At 71.6% G+C, this 14,653-nt stretch carries 16 protein-coding genes; 9 read left to right on the top strand and 7 right to left on the bottom strand.

Annotated elements, in window-relative coordinates; all coding sequences use genetic code 11:
* Positions 1-48: 48 nt before the first annotated feature.
* The 3 genes from ACH47Z_RS07920 to ACH47Z_RS07910 all read left to right on the top strand — a co-directional run bounded on the left by ACH47Z_RS07920 (position 49) and on the right by ACH47Z_RS07910 (position 2,585).
* Positions 49-1,131 (top strand): Gfo/Idh/MocA family oxidoreductase, encoded by a 1,083-nt coding sequence (locus ACH47Z_RS07920; RefSeq protein WP_399071716.1) that lies wholly within the window; start codon positions 49-51, stop codon positions 1,129-1,131.
* Positions 1,131-1,625, top strand: coding sequence for a heme-degrading domain-containing protein (locus ACH47Z_RS07915; RefSeq protein WP_399071714.1), 495 nt, complete (start codon positions 1,131-1,133; stop codon positions 1,623-1,625). The genes ACH47Z_RS07920 and ACH47Z_RS07915 overlap by 1 nt, the downstream gene beginning before the upstream one ends.
* A gap of 87 nt (positions 1,626-1,712) precedes the next feature.
* The gene (locus ACH47Z_RS07910; RefSeq protein WP_399071712.1) at positions 1,713-2,585 is read left to right on the top strand and encodes an LLM class F420-dependent oxidoreductase; all 873 of its coding nucleotides are present in this window, start codon (positions 1,713-1,715) and stop codon (positions 2,583-2,585) included.
* A 3-nt stretch (positions 2,586-2,588) separates the two neighbouring features.
* Here ACH47Z_RS07910 and ACH47Z_RS07905 read toward each other — a convergent pair whose 3' ends face one another.
* From ACH47Z_RS07905 to ACH47Z_RS07895, 3 genes are all read right to left on the bottom strand, one after another.
* A complete protein-coding gene (locus tag ACH47Z_RS07905) occupies positions 2,589-3,446 on the bottom strand; it encodes a fumarylacetoacetate hydrolase family protein (RefSeq protein WP_399071710.1) in 858 nt (285 codons plus the stop codon).
* 128 nt (positions 3,447-3,574) lie between these two features.
* On the bottom strand, positions 3,575-4,297 hold the full coding sequence (locus tag ACH47Z_RS07900) for a YidC/Oxa1 family membrane protein insertase (protein ID WP_399071708.1): 723 nt from the start codon (positions 4,295-4,297) through the stop codon (positions 3,575-3,577).
* A 96-nt stretch (positions 4,298-4,393) separates the two neighbouring features.
* The gene (locus ACH47Z_RS07895) at positions 4,394-4,690 is read right to left on the bottom strand and encodes a DUF6412 domain-containing protein (RefSeq protein ID WP_399071706.1); all 297 of its coding nucleotides are present in this window, start codon (positions 4,688-4,690) and stop codon (positions 4,394-4,396) included.
* Between the two features lie 118 nt (positions 4,691-4,808).
* Here ACH47Z_RS07895 and ACH47Z_RS07890 point away from each other — a divergent pair, with 118 nt between their 5' ends.
* Positions 4,809-5,636, top strand: a complete 828-nt coding sequence (locus ACH47Z_RS07890) for a serine hydrolase domain-containing protein (RefSeq protein ID WP_399071704.1) — start codon at positions 4,809-4,811, stop codon at positions 5,634-5,636.
* A gap of 6 nt (positions 5,637-5,642) precedes the next feature.
* Here ACH47Z_RS07890 and ACH47Z_RS07885 read toward each other — a convergent pair whose 3' ends face one another.
* Positions 5,643-6,179, bottom strand: a complete 537-nt coding sequence (locus ACH47Z_RS07885; RefSeq protein WP_399071702.1) for a winged helix-turn-helix transcriptional regulator — start codon at positions 6,177-6,179, stop codon at positions 5,643-5,645.
* A gap of 120 nt (positions 6,180-6,299) precedes the next feature.
* Between ACH47Z_RS07885 and ACH47Z_RS07880 the strand changes: the two genes are divergently transcribed.
* The gene (locus ACH47Z_RS07880; protein ID WP_399071700.1) at positions 6,300-7,700 is read left to right on the top strand and encodes an MFS transporter; all 1,401 of its coding nucleotides are present in this window, start codon (positions 6,300-6,302) and stop codon (positions 7,698-7,700) included.
* A gap of 5 nt (positions 7,701-7,705) precedes the next feature.
* On the opposite strand, the gene ACH47Z_RS07875 is transcribed toward ACH47Z_RS07880, so the two are convergent.
* Positions 7,706-8,506: a class E sortase gene (locus ACH47Z_RS07875; protein ID WP_399071698.1), complete on the bottom strand. Its 801-nt coding sequence runs from the start codon at positions 8,504-8,506 to the stop codon at positions 7,706-7,708.
* 218 nt (positions 8,507-8,724) lie between these two features.
* Between ACH47Z_RS07875 and ACH47Z_RS07870 the strand changes: the two genes are divergently transcribed.
* Positions 8,725-10,200, top strand: a complete 1,476-nt coding sequence (locus ACH47Z_RS07870) for a beta-1,6-galactanase (RefSeq protein ID WP_399071696.1) — start codon at positions 8,725-8,727, stop codon at positions 10,198-10,200.
* Here ACH47Z_RS07870 and ACH47Z_RS07865 read toward each other — a convergent pair.
* Positions 10,190-10,924 (bottom strand): TIGR03943 family putative permease subunit, encoded by a 735-nt coding sequence (locus ACH47Z_RS07865; RefSeq protein WP_399071694.1) that lies wholly within the window; start codon positions 10,922-10,924, stop codon positions 10,190-10,192. The genes ACH47Z_RS07870 and ACH47Z_RS07865 overlap by 11 nt on opposite strands.
* The gene (locus tag ACH47Z_RS07860) at positions 10,921-11,934 is read right to left on the bottom strand and encodes a permease (RefSeq protein WP_399072314.1); all 1,014 of its coding nucleotides are present in this window, start codon (positions 11,932-11,934) and stop codon (positions 10,921-10,923) included. The genes ACH47Z_RS07865 and ACH47Z_RS07860 overlap by 4 nt, the downstream gene beginning before the upstream one ends.
* A 129-nt stretch (positions 11,935-12,063) precedes the next feature.
* Here ACH47Z_RS07860 and ACH47Z_RS07855 point away from each other — a divergent pair, with 129 nt between their 5' ends.
* The 3 genes from ACH47Z_RS07855 to ACH47Z_RS07845 all read left to right on the top strand — a co-directional run bounded on the left by ACH47Z_RS07855 (position 12,064) and on the right by ACH47Z_RS07845 (position 14,647).
* Positions 12,064-13,089 carry a hypothetical protein gene (locus tag ACH47Z_RS07855; protein ID WP_399071691.1) on the top strand — a complete coding sequence of 342 codons (1,026 nt, stop codon included), beginning with the start codon at positions 12,064-12,066 and terminating at the stop codon, positions 13,087-13,089.
* A gap of 164 nt (positions 13,090-13,253) precedes the next feature.
* Entirely contained in the window at positions 13,254-13,655 is a 402-nt protein-coding gene (locus tag ACH47Z_RS07850) for a very short patch repair endonuclease (RefSeq protein WP_399071689.1), read from the top strand.
* Positions 13,652-14,647, top strand: a complete 996-nt coding sequence (locus ACH47Z_RS07845; protein WP_399071686.1) for a DNA cytosine methyltransferase — start codon at positions 13,652-13,654, stop codon at positions 14,645-14,647. Before ACH47Z_RS07850 ends, ACH47Z_RS07845 begins: the two co-directional genes overlap by 4 nt.
* The last annotated feature ends 6 nt before the right edge of the window (positions 14,648-14,653 follow it).

Here is a 14,653-nt window from a genome sequence, read left to right as displayed (position 1 = left end):
TGTCCCCGTCACTTGCACTTTGGCAACAGCGTTGCGAAAGTAGGACCCATGGCTGAACCCATGACTGCTGCCACCCCCCTCCGCGTCGGCCTGATCGGCTACGGCCTCGCCGGCTCCGTCTTCCACGCCCCGCTGATCGCCGCCACCGAGGGCCTCGCCCTGGACACCGTGGTCACCTCGAACCCCGAGCGGCAGGAGCAGGCCCGGTCGGAGTTCCCGGACGTCCGCACGACCGCCGCCCCCGAGGAGCTGTTCGACCGCGCCGACGAGCTGGACCTGATCGTCATCGCGTCCCCGAACAAGACGCACGTCCCGCTCGCCGGCACCGCCCTCAAGGCGGGCCTGCCGGTGGTCGTGGACAAGCCGGTCGCCGGTACCGCCGCCGAGGCCCGTGATCTCGCGGCCCTCGCCGAGGAGCGCGGCCTGCTGCTGTCCGTCTTCCAGAACCGCCGCTGGGACAACGACTTCCTGACCCTGCGCCGGCTGATCTCCCAGGGGGATCTGGGCGACGTACGGCGCTTCGAGTCCCGCTTCGAGCGCTGGCGACCGCAGCCGAAGGGCGGCTGGCGCGAGTCCGGCGACCCGGCAGAGATCGGAGGTCTCCTCTACGACCTCGGCAGCCACGTCGTCGACCAGGCCCTGGTCCTCTTCGGCCCGGCCACCGAGGTGTACGCCGAGACGGACATCCGCCGCCCCGGCGCCGAGACCGACGACGACACCTTCATCGCCGTCACGCACGCGAGCGGCGTCCGCTCCCACCTCTACGTCTCCGCCACGACCCCCCAGCTCGGCCCCCGCTTCCGCGTCCTCGGCTCGCGGGCGGGCTACGTGAAGTACGGCCTGGACCCGCAGGAGGCCGCCCTGCGCGAAGGCCTGCGGCCGGGCCCGCAGTGGGGCGCCGAACCCGAGTCCCTCTGGGGCCGTATCGGCGCGGGTGAGTCCCCGCTGACCGGTGGCGGCACCCCCGTACCGACCCTGCCGGGCGACTACCCCGCCTACTACGCGGCCGTCGCCGCGGCCGTGCGCGGCGCCGCCCCCAACCCGGTGACCGCCCTGGAGGCGGCCGCCGCCCTCGACGTACTCGAAGCCGCCCGGCGCTCCGCCCGCGACAAGGTGACGGTGACCCTCTGATGCCCCAGATCTCCCCCCGGACCACCCCCGAACTGACCCCGTCCGTCGAGGAACTGGCCGCACAGGAACGCCGCCTGGTCTTCCGGCAGTTCACCCACGACGACGCCTGGGCCCTCGGCTCGCTCCTGGTCGAGCTGGCCCGGGAGCGCCAGGCGCCGGTCGCGATCGACATCCACCGGGCCGGCCAGCAGCTCTTCCACGCGGCCCTGCCCGGCTCCACCCCGGACAACGACGCCTGGATCGCCCGCAAGCGCCGGGTGGTGGAACGCTACGGCGCCTCCTCCTACCTCGTCGGCGCCCGCTTCCGCGCCAAGGGCACGACCTTCGAGGACTCCTCCCGCCTGGACCCCGACACCTACGCGGCCCACGGCGGCTCGTTCCCCATCACCGTGGAGAACGTGGGCGTCATCGGCGCGGTGACCGTCTCCGGCCTGCCCCAGCTGGACGACCACCGGTTCGTCGTGGCGGCGCTGGAGGAGTTTCTGAAGGTATGACACCTGGCGGGAATCCGTGGCGGTGTCCCTCCGGTTGGGAATGGCTGCAGACGTGACGATCAAGGCCCCATCCGGAGGGACAGCCCCATGAGCACCGCGAGCACGTTGAAGGACAGCATCGGCCGGTACGGCATCTGGAACATCGGCCTGCGCGCGGAGGATCCCTCCCGGCGCGGCGAACTGGCCGAAGCGGCGGCCGAGTTGGAGGAACTCGACTTCGGAGCCGTGTGGCTGGGCGGCAGCAGCGCCGCCCGGCACGCCGTACCGCTCCTCGAGGCGACCGGCACGCTCACCGTCGGCACCAGCATCCAGAGCATCTGGCAGTACGACGCCCAGGAGAGCGCGGCCGCCTTCGCCGAGGTGGACGCGGCCCACCCCGGCCGTTTCGTGCTCGGCCTCGGCGTGAGCCACGCCAAGCTCGCCGAGCAGTACCGCCGCCCGTACTCGGCCCTGGTCGCCTACCTCGACGCCCTCGACGCGGCCGGCGTGCCCGCGAACCGCCGGGTGCTGGCCGCGCTCGGCCCGAAGACCCTGGAGCTGTCCCGGGACCGGGCGGCGGGCGCGGTGCCGTACCTGGTCACCGCGGAGCACACCGCCCGGGCCCGCGAGATCCTCGGCGAGGGCCCGCTGCTGGCGCCCGAGCTGAAGGTGGTCCTGGAGCCCGACCCGTCCCGGGCCCGCTCCCTCGCCCGCGACACCCTCGCGATGTACCTCGCGCTGCCGAACTACACCGACAACTTCCTCCGCCTCGGCTTCACCGAGGACGACCTGGCCGACGGCGGCAGCGACCGCCTGGTCGACGCCGTCTTCGCCTGGGGCGACGAGAACCGCGTCCGCGACCGCATCGACACCTTCCACCAGGCCGGCGCGGACCACGTGGCCCTGCAGATCGTCGCCGGCGGCGAGAGGGAGTCCCTGCCGAGGGAGGAGTGGCGCAGGCTGGCTCACCTGCTGAAGTGACGCCTACGCGTCCTTGAGCTCCTGCCGCTGACGGCCGAGCCCGGCGATCTCCAGCTCCACCACGTCCCCGGCGCGGAGATACGGCTTGGGCTCGGGCCGTCCCATGGCGACCCCGGCCGGCGTGCCCGTGTTGATGACGTCTCCGGGGTACAGGGTCATGAACTGGCTGACGTACCGCACGACTTCGGCCACCGGGAAGATCTGCTCGGCCGTCGTGCCGTCCTGCTTCAGCTCGCCGTTCACCCACAGCTTCAGTGACAGACTCTGTGGGTCGGCGACCTCGTCGGCCGTCACCAGCCAGGGCCCCAGCGGGTTGAACGTCTCGCAGTTCTTGCCCTTGTCCCAGGTGCCGCCCCGCTCGATCTGGAACTCCCGCTCGGAGACGTCGTGGGCGACGGCGTACCCGGCGACGTGCCCGAGCGCCTCCTCGGCCGACTCGACATAGCGGGCCGTACGTCCGATGACGACGGCCAGCTCCACCTCCCAGTCGGTCTTCACCGACCCGCGAGGGACGAGCACGGTGTCGTTCGGCCCGACCACCGTGTCCGGCGCCTTGAAGAAGACGACCGGTTCGGCGGGCGGCTCGGCGCCGGTCTCGCGGGCGTGGTCGTGGTAGTTGAGCCCGATGCACACGATCTTGCCGATGCGGCCGAGCGGCGGACCGATCCGCAGCCCGGTCGCGTCCAGCGCGGGCAGCTCACCGGACTCGGCGGCCGCCCGTACCCGGGCGAGGGCGGCCTCGTCGGCGAGGAGCGCGCCGTCGATGTCGGCCACGAGGCCCGACAGGTCCCGCAGGATCCCCTCGGCGTCGAGCAGCGCGGGCCGCTCCGCTCCCGCCGTACCGACTCGCAGCAGCTTCATGGTCACCATCTCCCTCGATCGCGGGCGCCCGGCCGATGGGTGCAGCCATCGGAGGACTGGCCGATCCTCCAATCCCACGGTCCACTCCGCAAGACCCTGTTCACGTACTGGACCGTAACCGCACCCCGCTACCGGTACAGCGCGGCCCGCTCCACGGCGCTCCAGGTCGTGCTGGTGACGACGTACAGCGCGGCGGCGAGTGGGACGACCGCCACGGTGACGAGCGTGAAGAACGACATGAACGGCATGAGCTTGTTGACCGCGCCGAGCCCCGGCACCTGCTCGCCCGCGCCGCCCACGGCGACCGGGTTGCTCGCCATCATCCGCTTGGTGCGCCGGAAGTTGAAGGCGGCGACGGCCGCGACGAGCGCGAAGAGCCCGAGGTAGACCAGTCCGGCCGGCCCGAACGGCCCGCCGTCGCCGAGCGCGTCGGCCCAGCGCCCGCCGAGCGGCGCCGCGAACAGCGCGTGGCCGAGCAGCCCGTTGCTCTCGCCGCCGATCGTGGAGCTGGAGAAGAGGTGGTACAGGAGGAAGAACGCGGGCAGTTGGAGGAGGCTGGGCAGGCAGCCGGAGAGCGGTGAGACCTTCTCCTCGGCGTGCAGTTCCAGTACGGCCTTCTGCAGCCGCTGCGGATCCTTGGCGTGCTTCGTGCGCAGCTCGGCGATCCTCGGCTGCAGCTCGGCCCGGGCCCGCTGGCCACGGGCGGCGGCGCGGGACAGCGGGTGGACGAGGAGCCGTACGAGCGCGGTGAACAGGACGATCGCGGCGGCGGCAGCGGAGGCGTGGAACAGCGGGGTGAGCAGGTCGGCGAGGTGCTCGACCAGACGGGCGAAGACAGCGAAAACGGACATGGGTGGGTGAGCCCTCCGAGGGTCTCGTCGTGCCGGAAAAGATCAGAACGGCATGACGACCCGCGCGGGGTCACGTACAGGAAGAGCGCGCGTGCCCTACGCGGCGGTCGCCGGGAGGGCGTGTCCGGGTGCCCTGGGCCGTCGGCGGCCGGGCGCGTCGGGATCACACTGGGGCAGGAAGGCCGTACGCCTGGCCCGGTCCCGGATCGCCGTACGCACGCGCGTGGGCGGTACGGCCGGGGCGCTGCGGGCGGCGAGGAGGGCGCAGACGGTGAGCGCGGAACCGGCGGCGGCGGTCGCGGCCAGCGCCACGGTCGCGGAGAGGTTGCCGGTGTCGAGCAGCAGGACCGGCAGCAGGACGAGCAGCAGCGAGGCGACCGTACGCGACGACACGAACCCGCGCCTCATCCTGTCCCTCCCCGTGAGCAACCACCGGTGTCTGTATGCCCTTTATACCTGAGAGTTCATATGATCGACTCGACCGAGGGGGAGTCGTGGGGGGAGTACGCGCGTGCCTCGCACACCGAGCTGCGTCCTGACCGGTTCATCCGTCGCGCGGGTCAGCGACGGCCACGCGGTGGACCGGTACGTCGAGATCGGCTCCTTCACCAAGGTGCTCACCGGCACCGCCCTGATGCGCATGGCCGCCGCGGGCCTGCTCGACCCGGACGACCCGCTCGAGCGCCATCTCCCCGCCGCTCCCGCCGGCACCGGCATCACCCTGCGCAACCTGGCCGACCACACCTCCGGACTGCCCCGCCTCCCGCCCGGGACGTCCGTCCGGGATCCGTACGCCGGCTTCGACCGCGACGCCCTGCACCGGCTGCTCGGCCGGCTGGACAGGGTCGTGGTCAGGCCGCCGGGGCGGGAGGAGGAGTACTCCAATCTGGGGTACGCGGTGTTGGGCGCGGCCCTGGTCGCGGCGGCCGGTGCGCCGTACGAGGAGCTGCTCGCCGAGCATGTCCTGCGGCCGCTGGACGTGGCCGAGGTGAGCGTGCGGCCGGACGCGGAGCGGCGGCTGCTCGCCCCGGGGTGGTTCGGCCGGGACCGCCGGCCCTGGACGATGAACGGAGCGATCCTTCCGGCGGGTGGACTGTGGGCCACTCCGCGCGCGGTCGCCGATCTGCTGGTCCGGCTGGCGGTCGAGCGCCGGCTGGGCGATCCGGCCCCCTCGTGGCAGACGTCCGGGCCGCTGCTCTGGCACAACGGGGCGACCCGGGACGCCTCGCTCTTCGCCGGGGCGATGGCGGACGGCCGGTGGGTGGTCGTCCACCGGCTCAATACCGACCCGGAGGAGACCGACCGGGCCGGGATCGACATCCTCAGAGAGCGCTCCTGAGGAACGTCACACAGAAGCGGTTTCCATCGGCTCCAGGGGCTCCAGCAGCCGCTTCGGCTTCAGCAGAGCGCGGCTGACCGGGTCGGCCGGGTCCCGGTCGAGCCCCGGACCGGGATGCATGACCACGTCCCCGACCGGTACGGCGGCCCCGCACGCGGGACATTCGCCGTACGGCCCGAGTTCCGTACCGCAGTCCACGTGCCGGAAGGTGCGCAGCCGGGTCTCGGTGAGGTGCTCGCGGGCCCACAGTCCGAGGGCGCGCAGGGTGGGCCACAGGGCGATCCCGCGCTCGGTGAGGACGTACTCGTCCCGGGGCGGCGACTGCTGGTACCGGCACTTCTCGAGGATGCCCTCTTCGGTGAGCATCCGGAGGCGGGCCGAGAGGACGGCACGCGGGATGCCGAGGTGGACCAGGAAGTCGTTGTAGCGCCGCACGCCGTACAGCGCGTCCCGGACGACGAGCAGCGTCCAGCGCTCGCCGACGATCTCGAGTGCGCGAGCGATCGAGCACTCCTGTGTCGCGTAGTCCTTGCCCAGTGCCATGCCGTCCACTGTAACGACTTTCCGACTCCTTGGTTCGGTGACCGAACCTACATGTTACGGTGGCCGGGACAGCTAGGTTCAATGACCGAACCGAACTTTCCCGGAGGGACAGGACCTGCCATGACCGGGCTCGACCCCGTCACCACCCCCGCATCTCCCGCATCCACCGGCACCGGAACCGCCCGGGACGCCCCCGTACGCCCCCGGGCCACCCTCGCCCTGACCAGCGCGGCCACCGCCGTGGCGCTGATGACGTACACGGCCCCGATGGTCACGCTCCCGGACACGGCGCGCGCCCTGCACACCCCGCTCTCCGGCCAGGCCTGGCTGCTGAACGGCACCCCGCTGGGCCTCGCCGCCCTCCTGCTGGTGGCCGGCAGCCTCGCCGACGACTACGGCCGCCGCCGGCTCTTCCTCAGCGGCACCCTGGCCCTCGGCCTCACCACCGCCCTCGGCGCGTTCACGACATCCACCTGGCAGTTCACCCTGGCCCGCATCGCTCAGGGCGCGGCCAGCGCGGCCCTCCTCGCGAGCAGCCTGGGCCTGCTGGTGGCCGCCTTCCCCTCCCCGCGCGGCCGACTGCACGCGACCGGCGTCTGGGGCGCCTTCGTCAGCGGCGGCATCGCGGCCGGCCCGCTGGTCTCGGGCGCGCTACCGAACTGGCGGGTGGCGTACGGCATCCTCGGCGCCGCAGCCGTTGTGGTGGCCGCACTGGGCACCCGCGCGCTCACCGAGTCCCGCGCCCCGCGCGGCGGCCGCCCGGACGTCCTCGGCGCACTGACCTTCGGCCTGGCCCTGGTCTCCCTGGTCGCGGCCCTGACCCTGGGCCGGGACGGCTGGCTGCGCACACCGGTCGGCCTCCTTTTCGCGGCCACGGTCGTCCTGATCGCGCTCTTCGTGGCGGTGGAACGCCGGACCCGCACCCCCATGATCGACCTCGGCCTGCTGCGCCACGCCCCCTTCCTGGCCTCCTCGGCAGGCGGTCTGTTCACCGGCCTCGCGGTGATCGGCATGTTCAGCTTCCTGCCGACCCTGCTCCAGCAGACGCTCCACCTGTCCCCCCTGAACACGGCCTGGCTGTTCCTGCTCTGGTCCGGCCTGAGCTTCGCGGTCGCCCTCCAGGTCAAGCACCTGGCCGGCCGCATCGCCCCGCGCGCACAACTGGCCGTCGGCTTCACGCTCCACACCATCGCCGTCCTGACCATGCTCGGCACCCTCGGCTCCGGTTCCTGGACCCGGCTGCTGCCCGGCCTGATCATCGGCGGCGTGGGCAGCGGCCTGCTCAACGGCGCGCTGCCCCTGCTCGCCGTGGACTCGGTCCCGCGCGAACGCGCCGCCATGGGCTCCGGCGCCCAGCAGACCTTCCGCTACATCGGCTCCTGCGCCGGCGTCGCCCTGACCATCGCCCTCGCCACCTCCTCCGGCCCCCTGGCCCACGGCGCGAATCTCGCCCTGCTGGTGTCGGCGGGGCTGGCGGCGGTGGGGGCGGTGAGCGTGGTGGCACTGCGGGAGCGGGCGTAGCGGAGCTAACGGGGCCGCATGGACACCAACGTCCCCCAGACCACCATCCGGTAGCGCGAGGTGAACTCGGGGGTGCAGGTGGTCAGGGTGATGTAGTAGCCGGGGGCGTCGTAGCCGTAGGACGGCCGGACGAGGGAGCGCGGGACGGGCCGGACGACCCCCGAGTCCGTGGCGGAGGTCTGCGGCAGGATCTGGTCGACGTCGTACGTGTACGTCGCCGTCCGCGTCTCCACCTCGATCTCGTCCCCGCGCCGCAGCCGGGGCAGATACCGGAAGGGCTCGCCGTGCGTGTTCCGGTGCCCGGCGAGCGCGAAGTTCCCCGCCTGGCCCGGCTGCCCGGTGCCCCGGTAATGGCCGACGTACCCCTTGTTGAGGACGTCGGCCTTGCTCACGCCCTCGGCGACGGGGACGCGCAGTCCGAGGCGGGGGATGTCGAGGACGGCGTACGCCTGGGAGCGTGGGGGGAGGGCGGCGACGGGGACGTACGAGGGCTGCGGCGTAGGGGACTTGGCCCTGCCGGGGTCGGCCGAGGGGGTCGTGGGCGAGGGGACCGGTCCCCCACTGCCGGTACCGGCGCCGGCACCGGACCCCGGGTTGCCCCACTCCCGCTCCAGGGCCTGCACCTGCCGTTCGGCGCCGCGCCGGGCCTCCAAGTTGGTCCACCACAGCTGGTGCACGACCAGCAGCATGAGCAGCACCCCGACGGTGACGAGCGCCTCGCCGCCGCCCCACAGCATCCGCCGGCGCCGGACACGCCTGCGCCGGTCGCTGTGCCGTACGACCCGCACACCCGACGCCGCGAGCATCCGCATCCACCTCCGACCCGCCTCCACGGGAGCCGCCCGCACGATAGGCGCAGTGCGCACAACTGGCCATAGTCACCAGGCGTCCGGGATGTGACGCGGGCTTCCTCAATGGGTTTGAGAAAGTACTGTCAGAACTCTCGACAGCCTCACCCGCCACCCCCGATGCTTCCTGCCGAAGTCGCAACGGAGAAGCGAAGAAGCGAAGAGGCGGAGAACCCATGATCCGACGCAGAACACTGTTGGCCGCGGCGGGCGGCGGCATCCTGGGCAGCGCCCTGGCCACGGGCACGGCGCGCGCGGACGCGACGATATCGGTCAACCCGTCCGCCACCTACGGCACGTGGGAGGGCTGGGGCACGTCCCTGGCCTGGTGGGCGAACGTCTTCGGCGCGCGGGACGACTTCGCCGACATCTTCTTCACGACGAAGACGACGACGTACAACGGCACGGCCCTTCCCGGCCTGGGCCTGAACATCGCCCGCTACAACCTGGGCGCGTCCAGCTGGAACAGCGTGAGCGGCGCGTCGATGGTCGCCTCCCCCAACATCCCGAAGTTCAAGCAGATCGAGGGGTACTGGCAGGACTGGACGAGCGAGGACCCGACCTCCTCGTCGTTCAAGTGGACGGCGGACGCGACCCAGCGCGCGATGCTGGTGAAGGCGACCCAACGCGGTGCGACCACCGAGCTGTTCGCCAACTCACCGATGTGGTGGATGTGCCTGAACCACAACCCGTCCGGCGCCTCGGACGGCGGCAACAACCTCCAGTCCTGGAACTACCGCCAGCACGCCTCCCACCTGGCCGCGGTGGCGCTGTACGCGCAGCAGAACTGGGGCGTGAGCTTCTCCACGGTCGAGGCCTTCAACGAGCCGTCCTCGTCCTGGTGGACGGCGACCGGCACGCAGGAGGGCTGCCACATGGACGCCACCGTCCAAGCGGCCGTACTGCCGTACCTGCGCAGCGAGTTGGACAAGCGCGGCCTGACGGGGACGAGGATCTCGGCGTCGGACGAGACGAGTTACGACCTGGCCCGCACCACCTGGGACTCCTTCTCCGCCACGACGAAGGGCTACGTCGACCGGGTCAACGTCCACGGCTACCAGGGCTCGGGCGGCCGCCGCGACCTCCTCTACTCGGACGTGGTGACGACGTCCGGCAAGGCCCTGTGGAACTCCGAGACCGGGGACAGCGACTCGACGGGCCTCACCCTGGCGAGCAACCTCCTCTACGACTTCCGCTGGCTGCACCCCACCGCCTGGGTGTACTGGCAGGTGATGGACCCCAGCTCGGGCTGGGCGACGATCGCGTACGACGCCTCGACCCTCCAGCCGGGCGCGATCCAGACCAAGTACTACACACTGGCCCAGTTCACCCGCCACATCCGCCCGGGCATGACGATCCTGGACACGGGAGCCAGCTACGCGGTGGCGGCCCTGGACAGGACGGCGAAACGCCTGGTCATCGTGGCCGCGAACACGTCCTCCTCCGCCACGACCCTGACCTTCGACCTGTCGGGCTTCTCCTCGGTGACGGGCGGCACGGGCGGCCTGGTCCCCCGCTGGAACACGGTGACGACGGGCGGCGCGGACCTGTACACGTCCCACTCGGACACGCACCTGTCCGGCAAGACGGTCTCGGTCCCCTTCGCGGCGAAGTCGGTGCAGACCCTCCAGGTGGACGGGGTCACCGTGTGACGGTCGAGCCCAGCGGAAGGGCGTCCTGGTAGCCGTTGAGCGGCCGGGCGATCTTCTTCACCGTCAGGGCGTCCAGCGCGACCGGCGCGGACCTGGTACCCAGCCGCCCGCCGGGGTGCCAGGTCCCGGTGACCGACACCCAACTGTTGGCGGGCGGCACGGTACCGCCGTAGATCCGCACCTTCACGGACTGGGCGTCCGCGGCACAGCAGTTGATGATGATCCGCGTCAGATCCCAGCTGCCGCCCCCGTGCGGCGTGACGATCCCGGTCATCAGGACGGTCCGCCCGTTGATGGCCTGCCCGCGGTCCTGCTGCACCCGGCTGGTGAAGTCGGAGAGGGTCATGGGCAGCGGCGAGGTGCTCGGCAACGGATCGAAGTCACTCCGCTGCGCGATGACCTTGGCCGGCTGCCGGGCGGCGGTGTAGGCGCCGAGGGCGGGCGGGGCGTAGAAGAGCAGGCTGAGCGCGGGGAGGAGGAGCAGCCAGGAGACACGGGGAAGACCGGAGTGGTCGTGCCCGTGATGATGCTGCTCCTCGTCCCCCTTCCGGCGATCGAGAAGGGCGCCGGCGATACCGAGGAGGACCAGCACGACCCCGGAGGCGATGAGCAGGGGCCGCATGCCCTCCTTGACGTACCGCAGGCACAGGTCGGTGAAGAGGGAGATCTGGAGCAGCCCGAGCCCGCAGAGCAGGAGCAGCCCCGCCTGAAGCGACCTTCTCACAGCAGGAACCCCCCGATCAGCGCGCTGCACGCGACGGCGACGACGACGGTGGCGGCGGAGAACCGCACGGCGAAGGCCCGCCCGAACGTCCCGGCCTGAAGGGCGATGAGCTTCAGATCGACCATCGGCCCCACCACCATGAACACGAGCCGCGCCACCGCCGGAAACCCGGTGAGAGAGGCGGCGAGAAAGGCATCGGCCTCGGAACAGACAGCGAGCAGCACGGCGAGCCCGGCCAGAAAGATCACGGACAGCCAGGTCGACCCGGCGAAGGTGTCGAGCACGGACCGCGGAACGGCGACGTTGAAGGTGGCCGCCGCCATGGCCCCGAGCACGAGAAACCCACCGGCGTGCAGAAAGTCGTGCTGGAAACCACTCCGGAACTCGTCCCACCGGCTGCGCCCGTCCCGGTGCCCGGTGTGCTGCTGCCGTACCGCGGGCCTGAGCCACTCCGCCCGCCCGAACCGCAACCACAGCCACCCCATGACGACAGCCGTGGCGAGCGAGGCGAGCAACCGGGCCAGCACCATGACGGGCTGCCCGGGAAACGCGACCGCGGTGGCGGTGAGAACAACGGGATTGATGGCGGGCGCGGACAGCAGAAACGCGAACGCGGCGGACGGGGGTACTCCTCGGCCGATCAGACTGTTGGCGACCGGCACGGAGGCACACTCACACCCCGGCAGCACAACCCCGGCAACCCCGGCCACCGGAACGGCGAGAACGGCCCGCCGGGGCAGGAACCGCTGAAACACCCGCTCGGGCACGAACGCGTTGATCGCCCCGGACAGCGCGGTCCCGAGCAGCAGAAAGGGCATCGCCTGCACGGTGACGGCAAGACACACGGTCCGCCAGGCCTGCACGGCAGGGGCATCCCCCCACCGCCCGATGAGGAAGAGGAGGGCGCCGGGCACGACAGCGGCGCCGACGAGCAGCAGCGGCCAGTACGGAGGCAGCGGGGCACCCTGCTCACCCTCGACAGCCTGCTGACCGCTCTCGGCCTCGACCACCCCACCGGCGCTCTTCACGCAACCCCCACTGGATGCCCATACCTGAGATCACGCACGACGATAGCGGGCCCTCCTGTACGCCCCCACCGCGCCTCACTTTTGTCAGCGCCCGGCAGTACGGTGTCCCTCATGCGCCCCGACACGCCTGCCGAGAACGTCGACCACACCGCCGAAGCGGCACGCCTGGAGCGAACCGCCGGCCTGTATCCCGAGGACGCCGAAGCCCTGCTCCTGCGCGCGGCGGCCCACCTGGAACTCTCCGGCGACCGCCCCGCCGCGACAGCCCTCTACGACCGCCTGCTGAGCTCCGCGGAAGGTCTGGACAACCCCGCCCTGGTACGGGCCCTGAAGGCGTCGAACCTCTGGGAGTACGGCCACGAGGCGGAGGCGAGGGCGATCATCGACGGCCTCCGGGTGGCGGCCCCCCGCGACCCGTCCCCCTGGCTGATCATCGCGGAGTCCCTGGAGGCCCACGACGAGCTGGAGGCGGCGGAGGCGACCTTCACGGAGGGAGCCAGCCTGCTCCTGCCGACCGACCAGGAAACGGACCCGGCGACCTCCACCCACCCCCTCCTCTACGGCCGCCACCGCGTCCGCCGCATGCTGGGCCTGCCGCACGACACCTGGGACACCCTGGCGGACACCCTCCACACCGCCCCCGTGTCGTTGGACGAACTCCACGACCCCAAACGCGTCTGGTCCCTCGGCTCGGACAACCCGGCGGAACTGGCGGCAGAGATCTCCCGCCTCCAGGCCGAACTGGGCGCCTACAGGGAGGCTCTCTCCCGCCCGTTCCCGGTGGCGATCCTCCACTGGCCGGCGCCGGAACTGACCGAGCTGCTGTCGGCGTACCCGACCCTGTCTGCGGAGTACCCCTCCCACGAGGGACACCTGTCGACCATAGAGTCCTCGCTGCGCGAACTGTCCGGCTCCGGCACGGGGAACCTGGGCATCGTGACGGGCACGGTTCCGTCGTACGAGGCGTTCGCGGCGTCGGAGGGGGCGTCACCGGGGGACGTGACGTTGCTGCCGCAGTACGCGACGACGTTGGCGGCGCGGGGGAGGGCGGTGGCTTGGCCGCCGGAGCCGGGGGCGGGGTGTTGGTGCGGGTCGGCCGAGGGGTACGACGGCTGCCACGGCGGCTCGGGGGCCTGAAGCCCGGTGCGGTAGCGCTCGCCCCCGTGATGGAATCGACACGACAGCCGCGGTCCGACGATTCGATCGCCACGGACTCGGCTGTCGTCGGGACCGAGCCACGATCGTGAGGCACAGCCGCCTTGAGCACAATGAAGCCGTCGTCGCCCTCCGTCTCCGCCCGCATGAGCAGGCAGGCGAGCAAGGATACGGCGGCCGAACTGCTGGTCCGACGCCTCCTGCACGCGGCCGGCCTGCGCTATCGCGTGGAGTACCCGGTGCCGGGCATGGCGCGACGCCGGATCGACGTCGCCTTCACATCGGTCAAGGTGGCCGTCCTCATCGACGGCTGCTTCTGGCACGGCTGCCCCGAACACGCGACGCAGCCAAGGGCGAACGCAGAGTGGTGGCGCCAGAAGCTCGACCGCAACATGGCGCGTGACGTGGAGACTACGGAGCACCTCGTAAGCGCCGGGTGGGAAGTACTGCGCTTCTGGGAGCATGAAGCGCCGGCCGACGTGGCGCTTCGTGTCGCAGCGGCGGTCGAGCGGCGGCGGGCCCAGCAGAGACGGGGGAAGCATCGTTGAGCGGACTGACCTTTGTCGATGTATGCGCGGGGGCCGGCGGACTCGCTCTGGGGCTGGAGCGGGCCGGGTTCGAGCCGCGACTGCTGCTCGACGAGGACGACGACGCCTGCAGAACCCTGCGGTCCAATCGTCCGCATTGGAATGTGCTCCAGGCAGACCTGTTGGACTTCGATCCGAGCGAGCACCCGCAGAGTTACGACGTCGATCTGCTGGCGGCCGGTCTCCCCCGGGTGAAGTCGAGCGCGACAGTGACCCGCCGATCGTCCGACACCGAGCTCCGCCTCATCGAGGCGACCGCCTATCTGATCCACGCCGTCCAACCACGAGCGCTGATCATCGAGAACGTGCCCACCTTGGTCGACGAGGACTCCTTCGCGCCGATACGGGACTTCCTCCGCGAAGAGTTGGAGCACCTCGGCTACGAGCCGGCCTGGTTCGTCCTGAACGCCTCCGACTTCGGAGTCCCCCAGGACCGCATGCTGGGCATCCTCGCGGCCGTCAAGCAGGGGTGGGCGGGCGCCTTCCGGCCGCCTCGGCCCACCGTCCACGAGCACGTGTCGGTCGGAGAGGCGCTGGCGCCGTCGATGCGTTCCGGCGGCTGGCCGGACGCCGACCGCTGGGCAGCCCAGGCGACGAGTGTGGCGCCGACCTTGGTGGGCGGCTCCAAGGCGCACGGAGGCGCGGACTTCGGGCCGAGTGGTACGAAGGCCAAGTGGCGACGGATGGGGGTCTACACCAAGTCGTTCGGGAACGAGCTGCCTGACCGTGACTTCAAGTGGGATCCGTCACTCGGGGACGACGGACTGGTACGGATCACAGTGGACCAGACGGCCATCCTCCAGGGCTTCCCCGAATCATGGGAGATCGCCGGGCTCAAGACCGCCCGGTACCGCCAGATCGGGCACGCGACACCGCCGCCTGTCGGAGAGGCGCTGGGACGGGCCGTGGCCGAAGCACTGAACGGGGATCCGGCTGTCCCCGCGGCTGGCTAGACTTCC

Source organism: Streptomyces sp. NPDC020192, assembly GCF_044388685.1.
GTDB lineage: Bacteria > Actinomycetota > Actinomycetes > Streptomycetales > Streptomycetaceae > Streptomyces.
This window is presented reverse-complemented; position numbering and strand designations above follow the sequence as displayed.

Bases quoted from the DNA above. Each gene is read 5' to 3' on its own strand.
- ACH47Z_RS07885 (WP_399071702.1), bottom strand. From the start codon at position 6,179: ATGGCACTGGGCAAGGACTACGCGACACAGGAGTGCTCGATCGCTCGC.
- ACH47Z_RS07850 (WP_399071689.1), top strand. From the start codon at position 13,254: ATGAGCAGGCAGGCGAGCAAGGATACGGCGGCCGAACTGCTGGTCCGA.
- ACH47Z_RS07910 (WP_399071712.1), top strand. From the start codon at position 1,713: ATGAGCACCGCGAGCACGTTGAAGGACAGCATCGGCCGGTACGGCATC.
- ACH47Z_RS07920 (WP_399071716.1), top strand. From the start codon at position 49: ATGGCTGAACCCATGACTGCTGCCACCCCCCTCCGCGTCGGCCTGATC.
- ACH47Z_RS07855 (WP_399071691.1), top strand. From the start codon at position 12,064: ATGCGCCCCGACACGCCTGCCGAGAACGTCGACCACACCGCCGAAGCG.
- ACH47Z_RS07880 (WP_399071700.1), top strand. From the start codon at position 6,300: ATGACCGGGCTCGACCCCGTCACCACCCCCGCATCTCCCGCATCCACC.
- ACH47Z_RS07875 (WP_399071698.1), bottom strand. From the start codon at position 8,506: ATGCTCGCGGCGTCGGGTGTGCGGGTCGTACGGCACAGCGACCGGCGC.
- ACH47Z_RS07900 (WP_399071708.1), bottom strand. From the start codon at position 4,297: ATGTCCGTTTTCGCTGTCTTCGCCCGTCTGGTCGAGCACCTCGCCGAC.
- ACH47Z_RS07870 (WP_399071696.1), top strand. From the start codon at position 8,725: ATGATCCGACGCAGAACACTGTTGGCCGCGGCGGGCGGCGGCATCCTG.
- ACH47Z_RS07905 (WP_399071710.1), bottom strand. From the start codon at position 3,446: ATGAAGCTGCTGCGAGTCGGTACGGCGGGAGCGGAGCGGCCCGCGCTG.
- ACH47Z_RS07915 (WP_399071714.1), top strand. From the start codon at position 1,131: ATGCCCCAGATCTCCCCCCGGACCACCCCCGAACTGACCCCGTCCGTC.